The 15,054-nt window shown below is 52.3% G+C and carries 15 protein-coding genes; 13 read left to right on the top strand and 2 right to left on the bottom strand.

The genetic code is table 11. The annotated features are described in order from the left end of the window. The first annotated feature begins 4 nt into the window (after nucleotides 1-4). On the top strand, nucleotides 5-913 hold the full coding sequence (locus CLFS41_RS16320) for a LysR family transcriptional regulator (RefSeq protein WP_007860814.1): 909 nt from the start codon (nucleotides 5-7) through the stop codon (nucleotides 911-913). A gap of 18 nt (nucleotides 914-931) precedes the next feature. Here the strand turns inward: CLFS41_RS16320 and CLFS41_RS16325 are convergent, their stop codons facing one another. Continuing rightward, the gene (locus CLFS41_RS16325; RefSeq protein WP_007860813.1) at nucleotides 932-1,330 is read right to left on the bottom strand and encodes a PaaI family thioesterase; all 399 of its coding nucleotides are present in this window, start codon (nucleotides 1,328-1,330) and stop codon (nucleotides 932-934) included. Nucleotides 1,331-1,590: 260 nt separating this feature from the next. Here CLFS41_RS16325 and CLFS41_RS16330 point away from each other — a divergent pair, with 260 nt between their 5' ends. From CLFS41_RS16330 to CLFS41_RS16360, 7 genes are read left to right on the top strand one after another with little or no spacing between them, the layout of a single operon-like run. After that, nucleotides 1,591-2,775, top strand: coding sequence for an acyl-CoA dehydrogenase family protein (locus CLFS41_RS16330; RefSeq protein ID WP_007860810.1), 1,185 nt, complete (start codon nucleotides 1,591-1,593; stop codon nucleotides 2,773-2,775). A gap of 15 nt (nucleotides 2,776-2,790) precedes the next feature. After that, a complete protein-coding gene (locus CLFS41_RS16335) occupies nucleotides 2,791-2,970 on the top strand; it encodes a hypothetical protein (RefSeq protein ID WP_040415186.1) in 180 nt (59 codons plus the stop codon). Continuing rightward, nucleotides 2,934-4,076, top strand: coding sequence for an acyl-CoA dehydrogenase family protein (locus CLFS41_RS16340; RefSeq protein ID WP_007860809.1), 1,143 nt, complete (start codon nucleotides 2,934-2,936; stop codon nucleotides 4,074-4,076). Before CLFS41_RS16335 ends, CLFS41_RS16340 begins: the two co-directional genes overlap by 37 nt. A gap of 14 nt (nucleotides 4,077-4,090) precedes the next feature. Beyond that, a complete protein-coding gene (locus tag CLFS41_RS16345; protein WP_007860807.1) occupies nucleotides 4,091-4,879 on the top strand; it encodes an electron transfer flavoprotein subunit beta/FixA family protein in 789 nt (262 codons plus the stop codon). Between the two features lie 15 nt (nucleotides 4,880-4,894). Then, nucleotides 4,895-5,896: an electron transfer flavoprotein subunit alpha/FixB family protein gene (locus tag CLFS41_RS16350; protein ID WP_007860805.1), complete on the top strand. Its 1,002-nt coding sequence runs from the start codon at nucleotides 4,895-4,897 to the stop codon at nucleotides 5,894-5,896. An 8-nt stretch (nucleotides 5,897-5,904) separates the two neighbouring features. Next, nucleotides 5,905-7,527, top strand: coding sequence for an AMP-binding protein (locus CLFS41_RS16355; RefSeq protein WP_045092848.1), 1,623 nt, complete (start codon nucleotides 5,905-5,907; stop codon nucleotides 7,525-7,527). 1 nt (nucleotide 7,528) lies between these two features. Next, the gene (locus CLFS41_RS16360) at nucleotides 7,529-8,077 is read left to right on the top strand and encodes a hypothetical protein (protein WP_242856884.1); all 549 of its coding nucleotides are present in this window, start codon (nucleotides 7,529-7,531) and stop codon (nucleotides 8,075-8,077) included. A 64-nt stretch (nucleotides 8,078-8,141) separates the two neighbouring features. On the opposite strand, the gene CLFS41_RS16365 is transcribed toward CLFS41_RS16360, so the two are convergent. Continuing rightward, nucleotides 8,142-9,071, bottom strand: coding sequence for a LysR family transcriptional regulator (locus CLFS41_RS16365; RefSeq protein WP_007860795.1), 930 nt, complete (start codon nucleotides 9,069-9,071; stop codon nucleotides 8,142-8,144). Between the two features lie 83 nt (nucleotides 9,072-9,154). Here CLFS41_RS16365 and CLFS41_RS16370 point away from each other — a divergent pair, with 83 nt between their 5' ends. The 5 genes from CLFS41_RS16370 (at nucleotide 9,155) to CLFS41_RS16390 (ending at nucleotide 15,051) form a co-directional block, all read left to right on the top strand. Beyond that, nucleotides 9,155-9,604, top strand: coding sequence for an Lrp/AsnC family transcriptional regulator (locus CLFS41_RS16370; RefSeq protein WP_007860794.1), 450 nt, complete (start codon nucleotides 9,155-9,157; stop codon nucleotides 9,602-9,604). A gap of 36 nt (nucleotides 9,605-9,640) precedes the next feature. Continuing rightward, nucleotides 9,641-10,492: a D-amino acid aminotransferase gene (locus CLFS41_RS16375; protein WP_045092849.1), complete on the top strand. Its 852-nt coding sequence runs from the start codon at nucleotides 9,641-9,643 to the stop codon at nucleotides 10,490-10,492. Between the two features lie 28 nt (nucleotides 10,493-10,520). Next, the gene (locus CLFS41_RS16380) at nucleotides 10,521-11,537 is read left to right on the top strand and encodes an FAD:protein FMN transferase (RefSeq protein WP_347468557.1); all 1,017 of its coding nucleotides are present in this window, start codon (nucleotides 10,521-10,523) and stop codon (nucleotides 11,535-11,537) included. Between the two features lie 120 nt (nucleotides 11,538-11,657). Then, a complete protein-coding gene (locus CLFS41_RS16385; protein WP_007860791.1) occupies nucleotides 11,658-12,080 on the top strand; it encodes a GtrA family protein in 423 nt (140 codons plus the stop codon). Between the two features lie 25 nt (nucleotides 12,081-12,105). Further along, nucleotides 12,106-15,051 carry a YfhO family protein gene (locus CLFS41_RS16390; protein WP_045092850.1) on the top strand — a complete coding sequence of 982 codons (2,946 nt, stop codon included), beginning with the start codon at nucleotides 12,106-12,108 and terminating at the stop codon, nucleotides 15,049-15,051. Nucleotides 15,052-15,054: the final 3 nt, after the last annotated feature.

Raw genomic sequence — 15,054 nt, forward strand, 5'->3', positions numbered from 1 at the left:
TGTAATGAACCTTTCACAGCTTTATTATTTCCGCAAGCTGGCTGAAGTACAGCACTATACCAAGGCGGCCCAGGAGCTTTACATCACCCAGCCCAGCCTCAGCGCCTCCATCCTGTCCCTGGAGCGGGATCTGGGCATTGACCTGTTTCAGCGGGAAGGGAGGGGAGTGAAGCTGACCAAGTATGGGCGGGACTTCTACGTCCATGTGTGTAAGGCCCTGGTTGAACTGGAAGTTGGGATCGACAATGCAAAGGAAAATTCCGGAACCATAGGAGGTATGATCGATGTGGCCTGCATCCCCACCCTTTGCGGGGATTTTCTGCCCAGGTCCATTAACAGCTACATGCAGGAGTGCAATCCCACGGTCAAATTTAATGTGTTTAACGGCATGACCCCGGCCATTGTGGAGGGGGTCCGCTCGGACGCGTATGATGTTGGATTCTGCTCCATGTCGGAGGGGGAGACGGACCTGTGCTTTACCCCCATTCTGTCCCAGGAGTACACGGCCATTGTCAATAGTACCCATCCTCTGGCTGCCTTTGAGGGCAAGCCCATGAAGCTGGAGGATCTGGAGCCCTATGAGATCCTCACCTATCCGGAGAACAGCCCTGTGGGAAGGATCATAAAAAAGGAACTGAGAAAGCATAACCTGAAAGCCACCCACTATGGCTATGATGAAACCACCATTGGGGGATATGCCGCCATTAACCAGGTGGTTGCCATTGTGGCCGACACCCCGCTTTTAAAACAGTTTGACAACCTGGTCCACCTGGATGTGAAGCTGGAGGCAGAAGCCAGACTGGTCTATATGGTGTACCACAAGAACAATTACCTGACCCCGGCCGTGAAGAATTATATCCAGCATGTACTGGACAGAGGCCCGGAATTTGGCGGGGTATCCACCCTGGCGTAAGCTGTCCCGGGACAGGACCTACACCGGGTCAAAGAGGAACATGGTAAAGGTGGCGTCCGCCACCACTTTTCCCTCCGGGGTGGTGACCCCAACGTGGTGGATGACGGTCCGGCTCCCCTTGTGCACCGCGTCCGCCTGCACATACAGTTTTCCGGAGTTCACGCTTTTGATAAAGTGGATACAGCCCTGCTGGGTCACGTTGGACACCTCGTAGGCATAGGTGGCCATTCCTGCGGCCATGTCACAGAGGGCGAAGATCAAACCGCCGTGAAGATTGCCGTAAAGATTCAGGGCGGACGGATGAACGTCCCAAGCGATTTTGGCATGGCCCGGCGCGATTTCCAGGATCTGGACATGCTCCAGCCCTTCCAGGGATTGGACATGACGCCTGATGCCCTCCAGTATTTCCTGTCTCATGTGAATCATTACCTCCTGCCTTTGAATTGTTATGATTTGGATTGGGATAAATGTATCATATTACCCATTGTGATGGAGACAATATAACACATAAAGGTGAAGTGCACAATAGAAAAAAGATATGATAGACATAATCTATAGATTGTGCACAAAAGTGAGGAAAAGGACGATTGGATATGTGGATCAGATTATATTATAATGGAAACATCAAGAGATTGTTAAAAAATTGATAAAACAATACAGCAAGGAGGAATCACCCTATGAGTAAATTATCACCCCAGCAGTTCCAGGACTATCTGATGCAGATCCGGGCGCTTGCCGAAGGCCCGCTGGAAGAGATCCAGAAGGAAGTGGAAGTGACCAACAAGTTTCCCCAGGAGTTTTATGACCTGGCCATTGAGAATGATCTATACCGGTGTGCACTGCCCGAGGAATACGGCGGATACGGGCTGTCGGAACTTGAGATCCTTCAGGTCCAGGAGGAGTTTTCCAGGGGCCCGGGCGGAATGAGGATGCATCTCCACTATGCAATGGATCTGAACTGGAGAATCCTGGATGATTATGGAAATGAAGAGCTGAAAGCGGAGTATATGCCTAAATTCCAGGATAAGTCGGTCTTTACCTGTTTTGCCCTGACCGAGGCAGCCGGCGGCACCGGCGCCGACCTGCACACCACAGCGGTAAGAGACGGAGACAGTTACATACTGAACGGGGAAAAGACACTGATCTCCCACACGGACTGCTGTGAGTTTGCTTATGTGATCGCAGTGACCAATCCGGAGTCCGACAAGGCCGACCGTTTATCCGCTTTCTTTGTTCCCATGGATGCTCCCGGATTTGAGGTCATTAATATGCCTCATATGATGGGATGCCGGGGAGCCGGACACGGGGATCTTAAGTTTACGGACTGCCGCATTGACAAGAAATACCTGTTGGGAAAGGAAGGACAGGGACTTGAGATCGCCCTTCACTCCCTGTCTGTTTCCAGGGCCCATATAGCGGCCAGCAACCTGGGAATGGCCCAGAGGATGCTGGAAATGTCCTTAAAGTACGCGGCTGACCGTGTAACCTTTGGAAAACCCATCATCACACGTCAGGCGATCAGGATGAAGATCGCCAACATGCAGATGAATATCCATGCCCTGCGCTGTATGGTATATGATTTTGCCAGGGATTACGAGGTGGAGGCAGAGGGACCGTACATTGAGGAAAAGGCTGCCATGTGTAAGCTGTTCAGCATTGATACCGTAAGGCTGGTAAGTGACGAGATGCTGGAGATCTTTGGCGGCGTGGGATACTTTGAGGACAATCCTTACGGGCCTGTTGAGCGCATGTACCGGGACTGCCGCGCCATGTGGCTGGAAGAGGGCGCTCCCACCGTGCAGCGCATCACCATTTCAAAGAGTGCAGTTAAGTTCGGCGGTCAGGTCAAGTATGTGATCTAACCGGACGGCCCTGGGATGTGGCCAAAAAGATCCCGTGGGAGCAGGGCAGCCAGCCAGGATGAACAGCCGGATCTGGCTGCCCTGTCCTCTTATTCCAACAGTGTGGGAAACGGAATAGGGAAGATGTCTCATTATAACGAGAAGGAAGGGGAAAGAAAATGGCATTACTGTATACCGAGGAACAAAAAGAACTGATCGCCCTGGTACGGGATATGGCAGAGCATGAGATCAAGCCTTTTGTTCAGGAAGCGGACGAGAAGGGCGAGTGCCCCAGGGAATTGTTTGACTGGGGATTTAAGATGGGCCTCCACATGCTGGAGATTCCGGCCCAGTACGGCGGAACGGGTCTGAGCTATGAGACCACGGCCATGATTTTTGAGGAGCTGGCAAAGGTGGATGCCGGTTACGCGATCACATTTGTCACCACGTTTGTGGCCCTGCGCAACGTGATCCTGGCCGGAACACCGGAGCAGGCCCAGTACTTTGCGGATATTATAAACAGGGGGAGCTTTGCGGGCTTTGCCCTGACCGAACCCAATGCAGGTTCCGATCCTGCGGGCATCAGGGGAACGGCTGTGGCGGACGGTGACGAGTACGTACTTAACGCCACCAAAACCTTTATAACCAACGGAGCCCTGTCCGATATTTACGTGGGCTTTTTTAAGACCGATCCGGAAGCCGGACACAAGGGGATTTCCGCCTTTATCATTGACAGGGATACGCCGGGAGTTTCCGTGGGCGCCCATGAAGACAAGATGGGGCTCAGGCTGTCCAACACAACGGATCTGATCTTTGAGAATGTGAGAGTGCCAAAGAGCCGTATGCTGGGGCCGGAGGGCTCAGGCTTTAAGCTGGCTCTAAATGCACTTAACCTTTCCCGGGCCTTTGTGGCAACGCTGGCCGTGGGCATTATGCAGAGGGCGCTGGATGAAGCCGTAAAGTACGCAAAGGAGCGCAAACAGTTTAACACTCCTATTATCAAATTCCAGATGGTCCAGGCACTTCTGGCCGACATGGCCATTAAGGTGGAGGCGTCCAGATGCCTTGTGAACAATACCATGAAGCTGATGGATGCGGGAAATCTGGTGCAGAAGGAAGGCTCCATCACCAAGACCTTTGTGACGGACTGCGCCCAGGAGGTCACCTCCAATGCGGTCCAGGTATTTGGAGGATACGGCTACAGCAGAGAGTATCCGGTTGAGAAGCTGATGCGGGACGTAAAGGTATTCCAGATTTTCGAGGGAACCAACCAGATCCAGCGCATGACCATAGCAAATGTCCTGAACAAGGAATACAAATAAGAAGGGGGTTCACGATGAAGATTGTTGTATGTGTAAAACAGGTTCCGGATACAACAGAGATTAAGATCGATCCGGTAAAAAATACATTGATACGTACCGGCGTTCCCAGCATTTTAAATCCCTTTGACAGAAATGCGGTGGAGACGGCGCTTCAGCTAAAGGATACATACGGCGGAGAAGTGACCGTACTTTCCATGGGGCCGCCTCAGGCCAAAGCCGTACTGAGGGAAGCCCTTTCCATGGGCGCTGACAGGGCGTATCTTATCACGGACAGGGCCTTTGGGGGCTCCGATACCTATGCCACCAGCTATATATTGTCCAGCGCCATCCGGCATCTGGGACCCTTTGATGTGGTACTGGGAGGAAAGCAGGCCATTGACGGGGATACGGGCCAGACAGCTCCCAGCATTGCGGAGCATCTGGGGATGATCCGTCTTACCTATATTGTCTCCATGGAGATCCAGGGGGACAAGGTGATCGCAAAACGCCAGGTGGAAGAGGGCGTGGAGGTGATCGAGGCAAAGCTTCCCGTGCTGTGCACCGCCACCAAGGAAACGAATAAGCCGCGTTACGCCACCATCAGAGGAAAGCTGGAATCCCTAAAGGCTGAGATACCGGAGCTGACCCTGGAGGATATGAAGGATATTATAGATACTGCCAAAATAGGATTAAAGGGTTCGCCCACCAAGGTTAAGGCAACCTTTACCCCCAAGCGCACGGCTGACGGGGTATATATAGCAGGCGGTCCCCAGAGCATGGCGGCATCGCTTCTCGACTGCCTGGAAGAGTCAAAGGTATTGTAGAAAGGGGGAAGAATCATGGGTTTTGAACAATATAAAGATGTATGGGTGTTCATTGAATGTTTTGAGGGAACCCCCAAGAATGTGGGACTGGAGCTTTTGGGCCAGGGCAGGAAGCTGGCGGAAGGTCTGGGACAGCAGCTGTGTGCAGTGGTCATTGGCAAAGAGGTGGAGAACGCGGTCCAGGCAGCGGGGATCTACGGCGCGGATAAGATCTATGTGGTGCAGGGGGATGAGTATGACCATTATTCCGCGGACGGATACGGGTATGCCTTCCTGGAGCTGTGCAAAAAGTATGATCCCAACACCATCCTGGTGGGAGCAACGGTCAATGGAAGGGATCTGGGCTCCAAGCTGGCGGTGAGCCTGCACACCGGGCTGACTGCGGATTGTACGGCCCTCAGCGTGGAAGATACAGGGAACGTGGTGTGGGAGCGCCCTGCCTTTGGAGGAAACCTGTACGCCCAGATCCTCTGCAGCGAGACACGCCCGCAGATGGGGACCGTAAGGCCCGGGGCATTTAAAAAACCGGCTCCCCTGGCTGAGAGCCGGGCCAGGATCATCCGCGAGGAGATCCATGCGGACCATATCCGCACACAGGTGATCCAGTTCATACAGGCATGTACGGACGGCACCATCCCGGTGGGGGAGGCGGATGTGATCGTTTCCGGCGGCCGCGGAATGAAGAACTCGGAAAACTTTGCCATCCTTAAGGAACTGGCCGACCTTTTAGGCGGCACGGTGGGCTGTTCCAGGGCAGCGGTGGATTCGGGGTGGATGCCCCAGTCCAGGCAGGTGGGGCAGACCGGCTCTACTGTGACTCCCAAGCTGTACATTGCCTGCGGAATCTCCGGGGCAGTGCAGCATGTGGCAGGCATGAGCGAGTCAGGAACCATAGTGGCCATTAACAAGGATGCCTCAGCCCCCATATTTGAGGTGGCGGATTACTGTCTGGTAGGAGATCTGTTTGAGATAGTCCCTGCCCTGACCAAGGAGTTAAAAGCCAGGAAGCAGGCCTGAGGATCGCGATGGATGGAATGAAGACAGACCAAAAGCAGATGGAGCATTACCTGAAAGAGGGATACTGGAGCCATGAAACCCTGTTGGACCGCTTTGTCCAGATCACGGAGCGGTTCCCGGACAGGGAATATGTGGTGGACGACAGGGGAAACCGCTGTACCTACAGGGAGATGGATATCCTGTCCTCCAAAGTGGCTGCCTACTTAAGGGACATGGGAGTGGAGACCGGGGACTGCGTATCCTTCCAGGTGCCCGTGTGGAGCGAGTTCATTGTCATTGCCTTTGGATGCATGAAGGCCGGCGCCGTAATGCACCCCATTGCCATGTGCTATGAGGAACCGGACCTGATCCACGCCATGAACAAAGCCGATACAAAGATCTTTTTCGGCACTGCCTGGTTTCGCGGCAAGGATTATGAGGCAAGGTTTCAGTCCGTAAGGGAAGAGATAAGGACTTTAAAACATGCGGTATTCCTGGATTCTCTGGGACCGGTAAAAGGCGGGTTTACCACGTACGGTGAAATCCTAAAAACGTACCCGCCCCTTCCGCCCCGGGAGTACGGCCGGATGGACGGCCTGGACGTGGCCCTGATCCTGGGCACTTCGGGTACCACGGGTAATAATAAGGGCGTGATGCTGACCCACAGCAATATTATATTCAGTGAGGAACAGTTTAACAGGGAGCTTGGCCTGGATGAAACGGATATCATGTTCATGCCGGCGCCCCTAAACCATGCCACCGGTTTTCACCACGGCATCATCGCCCCCATGCTTTTGGGGGCGAAGGTAGTGCTTCAGCAAAGGTTTAAATGTCCTGAGGCCATAGAGCTTATGAACCGGGAAGGGTGTACCTATTCCATGGGATCCACTCCATTCATCTACGATATCCTAAACTGCCTGGAACAGCAGGGGGGAAGGGTCAAAACCCTGAAGTTTTACCTTTGCGGCGGCGCGCCCGTACCGGAGAATATGGTGAAAAGGGCCGCGGCCTTTGACATACGTCTGTGCGAGGTGTACGGATCCACGGAGAGCGTGCCCCATGTGTTTGTCAGGCCCCAGGAGGCGCCCGCCCTTAAAAAAAGTACGGCAGGACGCCCGCTGAAGGGGATCGAGGTGCGGGTGGTGGATGAGCAGGGAAGGGATGTAAAGCCGGGGACCATTGGCGAGGAGATATCCAGAGGTCCCAATGTGTTTGTGGGATATCTGAAGGACCGGGAGGAAACGGACCGGGTTTTAAAGGATGACGGATGGTTTTTCAGCGGCGATCTCTGTGTCATGGATGATGACGGCTGCATACGCATTGTGGGAAGAAAAAAGGATATGATCGTAAGGGGCGGGGAGAACCTGAACTCCAATTATATTAATGACGCCATAGAGGGATGTCCCGGCGTGGCGGACCATGCTGTGATCGGAATGCCGGATGAGCGGCTGGGGGAGCGGATCTGCGCCTATGTGGTGCCCGGGGAGGGGGAGCCGCCGGATCTGGGGCAGATGCTGGCCTATATGAAGGAAAAACACGTCCCCAAGCGTTTTTGGCCGGAACGTTTGGAATTGATCGGCAGAATACCGAGAACAGGGAGCGGGAAGGTAAAGAAATATCTGCTGCTGGAAGACTTAAAACAGAGGGGGTGAGATGGTGAAGGAGCAGGTGTTTGGCCCCAGAAGGAGCAGGGCTGCCAGAAAACCTTCTGTCCAGTGCCCCAAGGTCATATTCTACCGCTGTGAGGTCTGCGGCAGCATCTGCCAGCGCACGGGCTGGGCGGAAACAGAGTCCGGGATCAGCTGCTGCGGTGAGGAGATGGAGGTATTGGTCCCTGTCTCCAGCCGGGACCTGGGCAGCGCCGGCTCCATGAGCTACCGGATCGTGGGCGGCTATAATGACAATGCGGTCCAGGTATTCTTTCACATGGAAAAGGGCTATGAGTTGGAGTGGCTCTATCTGAGAACATTTACCGGAGGTTATATGAAATACATCATGCCCGGAAAGCGTCCGCCCTGCGTGTTTGCCCTGGCGGACGAGGATGCATTTTCCTATTGTGATGAAAGCCCGTGCCTGGAATGCACCTTCTGGTGCAAACGGGGCTTTGTGGTCTACGGCTACGTGAAGGGACTGGGGCTGGTGGAAATGCCTCTGGACCAGGTTTCGCCTTACTGGCAGTCAGGGGCAAAAACAAAAGGCTGAGTACTGTACGGCACAGGTACACAAACCGGCAGGCCAAGAGCATGGTCACGGCGTGACCACCGGGCTACTGTACGGACAGGCGGCTGATCATACGTGCCAGGCAGTGAAGAAATTCGTTCTCATCCCTGGAAAAACGGTATCCGCTCCTGTAAATAAGCAGGTCCTTGTGTACGTTGCCCGGATAGCTGCAGGGCTTTTGGATCAGGCCCGTGGCCTCCAGACAGCTGTAGGGAACAGGGGAGGTCCACATGTAAGTGCCCGGAATCTGCCGCAATATTTCAAACTGGCTGCCTCTGTCATAGATGGAAATGGTTTTACGTGAATTTCCTCCTGTGGCAGAGGCATCTTGTGTTTCAAAGGTAAAGGAGGGATTTTGTATATCACCCTGGACCACCTCCATGCAGTCGGCAAAGTCCAGATAGGTAAGATGTTCCCTGTCAGCCAGCGGGTGGCCGGCGGACATGAGTACATTGCAGGAAAACTCCCACAGCTCCTTCCAGTCCAGGTTCTCATCCTGGAGCATTTTCATGTAATAGGATTCGTAGAGGGCCTGACACCGTATGATCCCCAGGTCAAAGCTTTTGGAGGACACGCCGCGTATGGTATCCCGGGAATTGGTCTCCTTGTAGCCAAGGCTCACGGAGGGGAATGAACGCATGTCCTTTAAGTAGTCTGTAAACGCATAGGAAATATAGGTGGCCCTGGGCACACTCAGACTGATCTCCAGGGTGCGCTCGCTGTTCTTGACGCACAGGGATTCGATCTGCTCCTCCTGGACCAGGATGGCTTTGGCGTAGCGCAAAAACTCTTCCCCCCGTTTGGTGGGAACCATCCCGCGGCTGGTGCGGTCAAAGATGGGACAGCCCAGATCCCTCTCCAGCTCCCGTATGATCTTGCTCAGGTGAGGCTGGTTCATATAGAAGTTTTGGGCCGCCTTTGTGATGGACCCTGTTTTTTCCACTTCAACAGCATATTTTAAATAAGAAAGATTCATATACAACTCCTGGAATTTTTGTGTTATTATATCAGTATATATCAGAACAACGAATTTGAAAAGGAAAACAGCAGGGGGTCATCATGGATAAGATCGACTACAAAATATTGAATATACTGAAAGAAAATGGACGGGAGACAGCATCGGATATCAGCAAGGCCATTCATTTATCCGTGTCAGCTGTGCTGGACCGCATTAAGAAGATGGAGGAGGCCGGGATCATCAAGGGATATACGGTGAGGGTGGATTCCAAAGCCCTTGGCAATGATGTGACGGCTCTGATGGAGATCAGCCTGGAACATCCAAGGTTTCACGATTCTTTTACCGAAGTGATCATGGGCCATCCCAACATCCTGGACTGCTATTATCTCACAGGGGATTATGATTTTGTGATCAAGATCACCTGTGCCTCATCAGACGAGCTGGAGAGCATACACAGGACCATCAAAAGCCTTCCCGGTGTCTCGGCCACCAGGACCCATTTTGTATTAAAGGAGATCAAGAACGTGTACTCAGCTATTCCTGAGCTGTAGAGCGTGCGTATATGAGGAAAAGGAGATCAGAATGCAATGAAGACACTGGGGTATTACAATGGAACATATGATGAGATCCATAAGATGACCATACCCATGAACGACCGGGTATGCTGGTTCGGAGACGGGGTGTATGACGCAGGCCCCTGCCGCAATTACAACATATTTGCCCTTGACGAGCATGTGGACCGCTTTTTTAACAGCGCGGGCCTTTTACGGATACAGATGCCCTGCACCAAGGAAGAACTGAAAACACTGTTAAAGGATCTGGTTAGGGAGATGGACACCGGCGACCTGTTTGTATATTATCAGGTTACAAGGGGGACGGCTATGCGCACCCATGAATTTCCCGCAGACGCTCCGGCTAACCTCTGGGTCATGTTAAAACCCCTTCCCTCCCCGGAACTCACTGAGAAGATCAAGCTGATCACCGTGGAGGATACCCGTTTCTTCCATTGTAATATAAAGACCCTGAACCTGATCCCCAGTGTCATGGCTGCCCAGAAAGCCAGCGAGGCGGGATGTAAGGAAGCTATTTTCCACAGGGGGGACCGTGTGACGGAATGTGCCCACAGCAACTGCCACATTTTAAAGGAAGGAATCCTGTACACGGCTCCCGCGGATAACCTGATCCTTCCCGGCATTGCAAGGGCCCATCTGATCAATAACTGTAAAAAATTAGGGATTCCTGTAAGCGAGACTCCCTATACCCTTAAAGAACTGATGCACGCCGATGAGGTCCTGGTCACCTCCTCCACCAAGTTCTGCTTGTCTGCCAGCGAGGTGGACAAAAAGCCGGTGGGCGGAAAAGCGCCTGAGCTCCTTAAGAGGATCCAGGACGCTGTCCAGGCCGAGTTCATAGAGCAGACCGACCCTCATCTTGACTAATACACATCACAGTGATAGAATGTAAAACATGAAAAATACAGGATTAAAAACAATTGCATGGGTGTGTTCCCTTATATTAATAGGTACGGCTTGGCTGGCAGGATGCAGCAGAAAGAACGCAGATCCTGTCAGTCGGTCGTCTTTTTTGTTAAACACATTCATAACCGTTACCTTATATGATACCCAGGATGAAAAGCTGTTGGACGGCTGCATCCAGCTTTGCTCCGACTATGAAAAGCTTTTAAGCAAGACCATGGAGGGAAGCGAGATATACAGGATGAACCACAGGCAGCCCGGGGACCGGGTGTTTACGGTTTCGGAAAAGACGGCCAGGGTCCTTGCCAAGGGGCTGGAGTACAGCCGTATCTCAGGGGGTGCGTTTGATATTACCATTGAACCCTTAAGTTCTCTGTGGGATTTTACCGCAAAAGATCCACGGGTCCCTGCTGCAAAGGAGATCCAAAAGGACCTTCCCAAGGTAGGATACCAGAGTATCCTTTTGGAGGGGGATCAGGTCACCTTTTTAAATGATGACACCACCATAGACCTGGGAGCCATAGCCAAAGGCTATATTGCAGATGAGATGAAGGCCTATTTGGAAGAAAATGGTGTAAAAAGCGCTGTAATCAACCTGGGCGGAAACATCCTGTGCGTGGGAGGGCTTCCAGGGGGAAGGCCCTTTAAGATCGGTCTTCAAAAACCCTATGCCACCCACACGGAGACCGTGGCTGCCCTGAAGATCACGGGAATGTCTGTTGTATCCTCCGGTGTCTATGAGCGCCACTTTATCCAGGATGGGGTCAACTACCACCATATCCTGGATCCGCGGACCGGCTATCCCTATGAGAACGGCCTGGTCCAGGTCTCCATTATTTCACCCAGGTCCATAGACGGGGACGGACTGAGCACCACCTGTTTTGCTTTGGGACTGGAAAAGGGCAGGGAACTGATCGAGTCCATGGAAGGAATCTACGGCGTGTTCATCACCCAGGACGGCGGGCTCCACTATACGGACGGCGCCGAAGACTTTCTATATAATGAATAGAGGATACAGGGGAAAGCGCCGTTTCCTTCAGGTTTTATGACATCTATTCCCCTTTACAATTCAACCCCTCTACCATATAATAGAAGGCGTACTTGAATGAAAAAGAACCAGGAGTAAGAAATGCTGCGTAAAATATGGGAAAAATGCGTGAATTACGAGACTGTGAGCTACCTGATCTGCGGTGTATTGACCACGGCGGTGGACTTTGCCGTATACACGGTTTTAAGAAACGTGGATGTAGGAGTGGGGGTGTCCCAGGCATTGTCCTGGCTGGCAGCTGTTTTGTTTGCCTATGTGGTGAACAAGCTGATCGTATTCCGCAACTATAACATGCGTCCCTCCTACCTTGCCAGGGAAGTGGGGACATTTGTGGCAGCCCGGGCTTTTTCAGGCGTGGTCACATGGGTCCTTATGGTGGTCATGGTCAGACTGGGGGGAGACAGGGGATTTATATATGAGCTGTTCTGTAAGTTCACATCTTCTGTGATCAACATGGTCCTGAACTATGTGTTCAGCAAGCTGTGGATATTTAAAAAAGAATAAGCCTGAGTAGAGAAAGGTGACTGTAATGGAACGTGAAGAAATCGAACGGGTTGAACAGGAACTGGATGCAGTTCTGAAGCTTGTGCAGCCGGAACCGCCCATGCAGGATAAAGTGCCGGAAACGGAACATAGGACACATAAGAAACAGGCGGAGGAGGACTCCGCAAAGGAACAGAAGAGAAACAGCCCCCAGGAAGAAGCATGGAAAGAGTATGCCTTTTCCGAGGAGGATGAGATTGGAGTACAGATCATGCCCAAAGAAGCTTCCGGTGAAGAAGAGATGTATTTTGATGAACAGCCCCCTTCCCAGGAAATCCTGCCGGAGGATTTTGAGACAGATCCCCGGTGGGATGAAGGGGACGAAGGGGATGAAAGAGAAGAGACAGAAGAAAGAGATGGACAGGAAGAAAGAACCTTGAGGAACCAGCGATGGGAACGGAAACGGGAATGGGCGGAATCCGGCAGGCCTAAGAGGACACTGCGGCTGCTGAAACCTTCCGATGGACTGGTGGCGGCCTTTTTTGTGCCGGTTATTGTAATGATCATCATATTTGCCCAGAGAGGCATCTTCCCCTTTGGGGAGGAAAGCTTTTTAAGGACAGATATGTATCACCAGTATGCCCCGTTTTTTTCCGAGTTTCAGTACAAGCTGACCCACGGGGGAAACCTGCTGTACAGCTGGGATATCGGCATGGGAGTGAATTTTTCCGCCCTTTATGCCTATTATCTGGCAAGCCCGGTCAACTGGCTTTTGATCCTCTGTCCCAAGCAGTTTATTATTGAGTTTATGACACTGATGATCGTGCTTAAGATCGGACTGTCGGGACTGAGCTTTGCATGGTATCTGAAAAAGCATTTTGGCACAAGGGACTTCGGCGTGGGGCTTTTTGGCATCTTTTATGCGCTCAGCGGCTACATGGCTGCCTACAGCTGGAATATCATGTGGCTGGACTGCATCCTGCTGTTTCCGCTGATCCTTCTGGGTCTGGAGGCACTGGTAAAGGGAAAGAGCGGCCTTTTATACTGCATTACCCTGGGGCTCTCCATTCTTTCCAATTACTATATATCTATTATGATATGTATTTTTATGGTCATCTATGTCATTGCCCAGATGATCATCAACCCGCCGGGGGGACTGTGGGCGTTTGTGAAGACCTGCCTGCGCTTTGCGGTGTATTCCCTGCTGGCAGGAGGGCTGGCCGCAGTGGTGCTGCTGCCGGAGATCTATGCGCTGCAGGCAACGGCTTCCGGGGACTTTGATTTCCCCAAGACGGTTTCCTCCTACTTCTCCATCTTTGACATGGTTGCCCGCCATATCGGGAACGTGGGGACGGAGATCGGGCTGGACCACTGGCCCAATATATATTGCGGCGTGGCCGTGCTGATGTTCTTCCTCCTCTATCTGGGAAGCAGGAAGGTCGCTTTCAGGGAAAAGGCAGTGTACTGCAGCCTTTTGCTGCTGTTTTACGCCAGCTTTTCCACCAATGTGCTGAACTTTATATGGCATGGATTCCACTATCCCAACAGCCTTCCCTGCAGGCAGTCCTTTATCTACATTGCCCTGATGCTGTTCATGTGTTATCAGGCGTACATCCACCTGAAGGAAACCTCCTGGAAGCACATATGCCTGGCCTTCTGGGGAGCTGTCATATTTGTGCTGCTGGCTGAAAAGCTGGTGGACAATTCAGAGCAGTTCCACTTTTCCGTGTTCTATGTGGCGGTTTTGTTTATTGCAGCCTATGCAGGGCTGATCTACCAGTATAAAAAGGGCAGATGGAGCCTGGACGCCATCATACTGACAGCCCTTGCAGTGGTTGCCGTTGAGGCGGCTGTGAATACGGCGGTCACCAGCGTCCCCACCACCAGCAGGACCGCTTATGTAAAGGATAATAAGGATGTGGAGGAACTGGTGTGGAACCTGAAGCCGGATACCTTTTACCGGGTGGAGAAATCCGACAGGAAGACCAAGAATGACGGAGCCTGGATGAATTTCCCCTCCGTATCCCTGTTCTCTTCCACTGCCAATGCATCCCTTTCAGACTTTTTCCGTCTTCTCGGATGCGAGAGCTCTACCAATGCCTACAGCATCACGGGAAGCACACCCCTGGTGGACAGCCTGTTCTCCGTACTTTACGGCCTGTATCCCGACCAGCAGCCTGCATCCAGCCCCATGGACCAGGAAGCGCGAAAGGGCGGTGTGTGGCTTTATAAAAACAGATATACCCTTCCTGTGGCCTTTATGCTGCCAAAGGATGTGGAGGAAAACTGGATCATTGATTCAGGGAATCCGGCGCTGGTGCAGAATGATCTGTGCGATGTGCTGGGTACCGGCCACGTGCTTGTTCCCAATGAGAGTGTGACAGAGGGAAAGAAGCTTTCCTTCACAGCCCAGGAGACCGGGGATTATTACGTATATGTGACCAACAAAAAGGTGAAGGAAGTCTCTGTTGTAATAGGCGAGCATTCAGAAAGCTTTGACAATGTGGACCGGGGATATTTCCTGGAACTGGGCTGTGTTACAAAGGGACAGGAAGTAAACCTGGAATCCAGGGATGACGGGAATCCCACCCTTCAGGCAGAGGTGTGGCGTTTTGATACCCAGGCCCTTAAGTCTGTTTATGAGATCATGAATGCAAACCCTATCACCCTTACAAGCTGGGCTGATACAAAGCTTAAAGGCACTGTTACAGCCAGCCAGCCGGGGGTGATGTACACCAGCGTCCCATATGATAAGGGCTGGAGTATCCTGGTGGACGGTGTGCCGGTAACGCCCAGAAAACTCTTTGACACCTTCCTGGCCGTGGACCTAAGCCAGGGCACCCATGAGATTTCTATGACCTATGAGCCGGAGGGGCTTCGCACAGGCGCATGGATAACAGGGGCATCGGCTGCAATTCTGGGCTGTATTGTACTGGCAGGCTGTTTTAAAAAGAATCAAAAAGATAAGAAATCCAACAAAGTGAGGAGATAAAAG

The organism is Clostridium sp. FS41, from assembly GCF_000954015.1.
Classification (GTDB): Bacteria; Bacillota; Clostridia; order Lachnospirales; family Lachnospiraceae; genus Enterocloster; species Enterocloster citroniae.

Coding starts and splice junctions, on each gene's coding strand:
- CLFS41_RS16370 (WP_007860794.1), top strand. CDS start 9,155: ATGGATAAGATCGACTACAAAATATTGAATATACTGAAAGAAAATGGA.
- CLFS41_RS16360 (WP_242856884.1), top strand. CDS start 7,529: ATGGTGAAGGAGCAGGTGTTTGGCCCCAGAAGGAGCAGGGCTGCCAGA.
- CLFS41_RS16325 (WP_007860813.1), bottom strand. CDS start 1,330: ATGAGACAGGAAATACTGGAGGGCATCAGGCGTCATGTCCAATCCCTG.
- CLFS41_RS16380 (WP_347468557.1), top strand. CDS start 10,521: ATGAAAAATACAGGATTAAAAACAATTGCATGGGTGTGTTCCCTTATA.
- CLFS41_RS16330 (WP_007860810.1), top strand. CDS start 1,591: ATGAGTAAATTATCACCCCAGCAGTTCCAGGACTATCTGATGCAGATC.
- CLFS41_RS16320 (WP_007860814.1), top strand. CDS start 5: ATGAACCTTTCACAGCTTTATTATTTCCGCAAGCTGGCTGAAGTACAG.
- CLFS41_RS16355 (WP_045092848.1), top strand. CDS start 5,905: ATGGATGGAATGAAGACAGACCAAAAGCAGATGGAGCATTACCTGAAA.
- CLFS41_RS16365 (WP_007860795.1), bottom strand. CDS start 9,071: ATGAATCTTTCTTATTTAAAATATGCTGTTGAAGTGGAAAAAACAGGG.
- CLFS41_RS16335 (WP_040415186.1), top strand. CDS start 2,791: ATGTGGCCAAAAAGATCCCGTGGGAGCAGGGCAGCCAGCCAGGATGAA.
- CLFS41_RS16385 (WP_007860791.1), top strand. CDS start 11,658: ATGCTGCGTAAAATATGGGAAAAATGCGTGAATTACGAGACTGTGAGC.
- CLFS41_RS16345 (WP_007860807.1), top strand. CDS start 4,091: ATGAAGATTGTTGTATGTGTAAAACAGGTTCCGGATACAACAGAGATT.
- CLFS41_RS16340 (WP_007860809.1), top strand. CDS start 2,934: ATGGCATTACTGTATACCGAGGAACAAAAAGAACTGATCGCCCTGGTA.
- CLFS41_RS16350 (WP_007860805.1), top strand. CDS start 4,895: ATGGGTTTTGAACAATATAAAGATGTATGGGTGTTCATTGAATGTTTT.
- CLFS41_RS16390 (WP_045092850.1), top strand. CDS start 12,106: ATGGAACGTGAAGAAATCGAACGGGTTGAACAGGAACTGGATGCAGTT.
- CLFS41_RS16375 (WP_045092849.1), top strand. CDS start 9,641: ATGAAGACACTGGGGTATTACAATGGAACATATGATGAGATCCATAAG.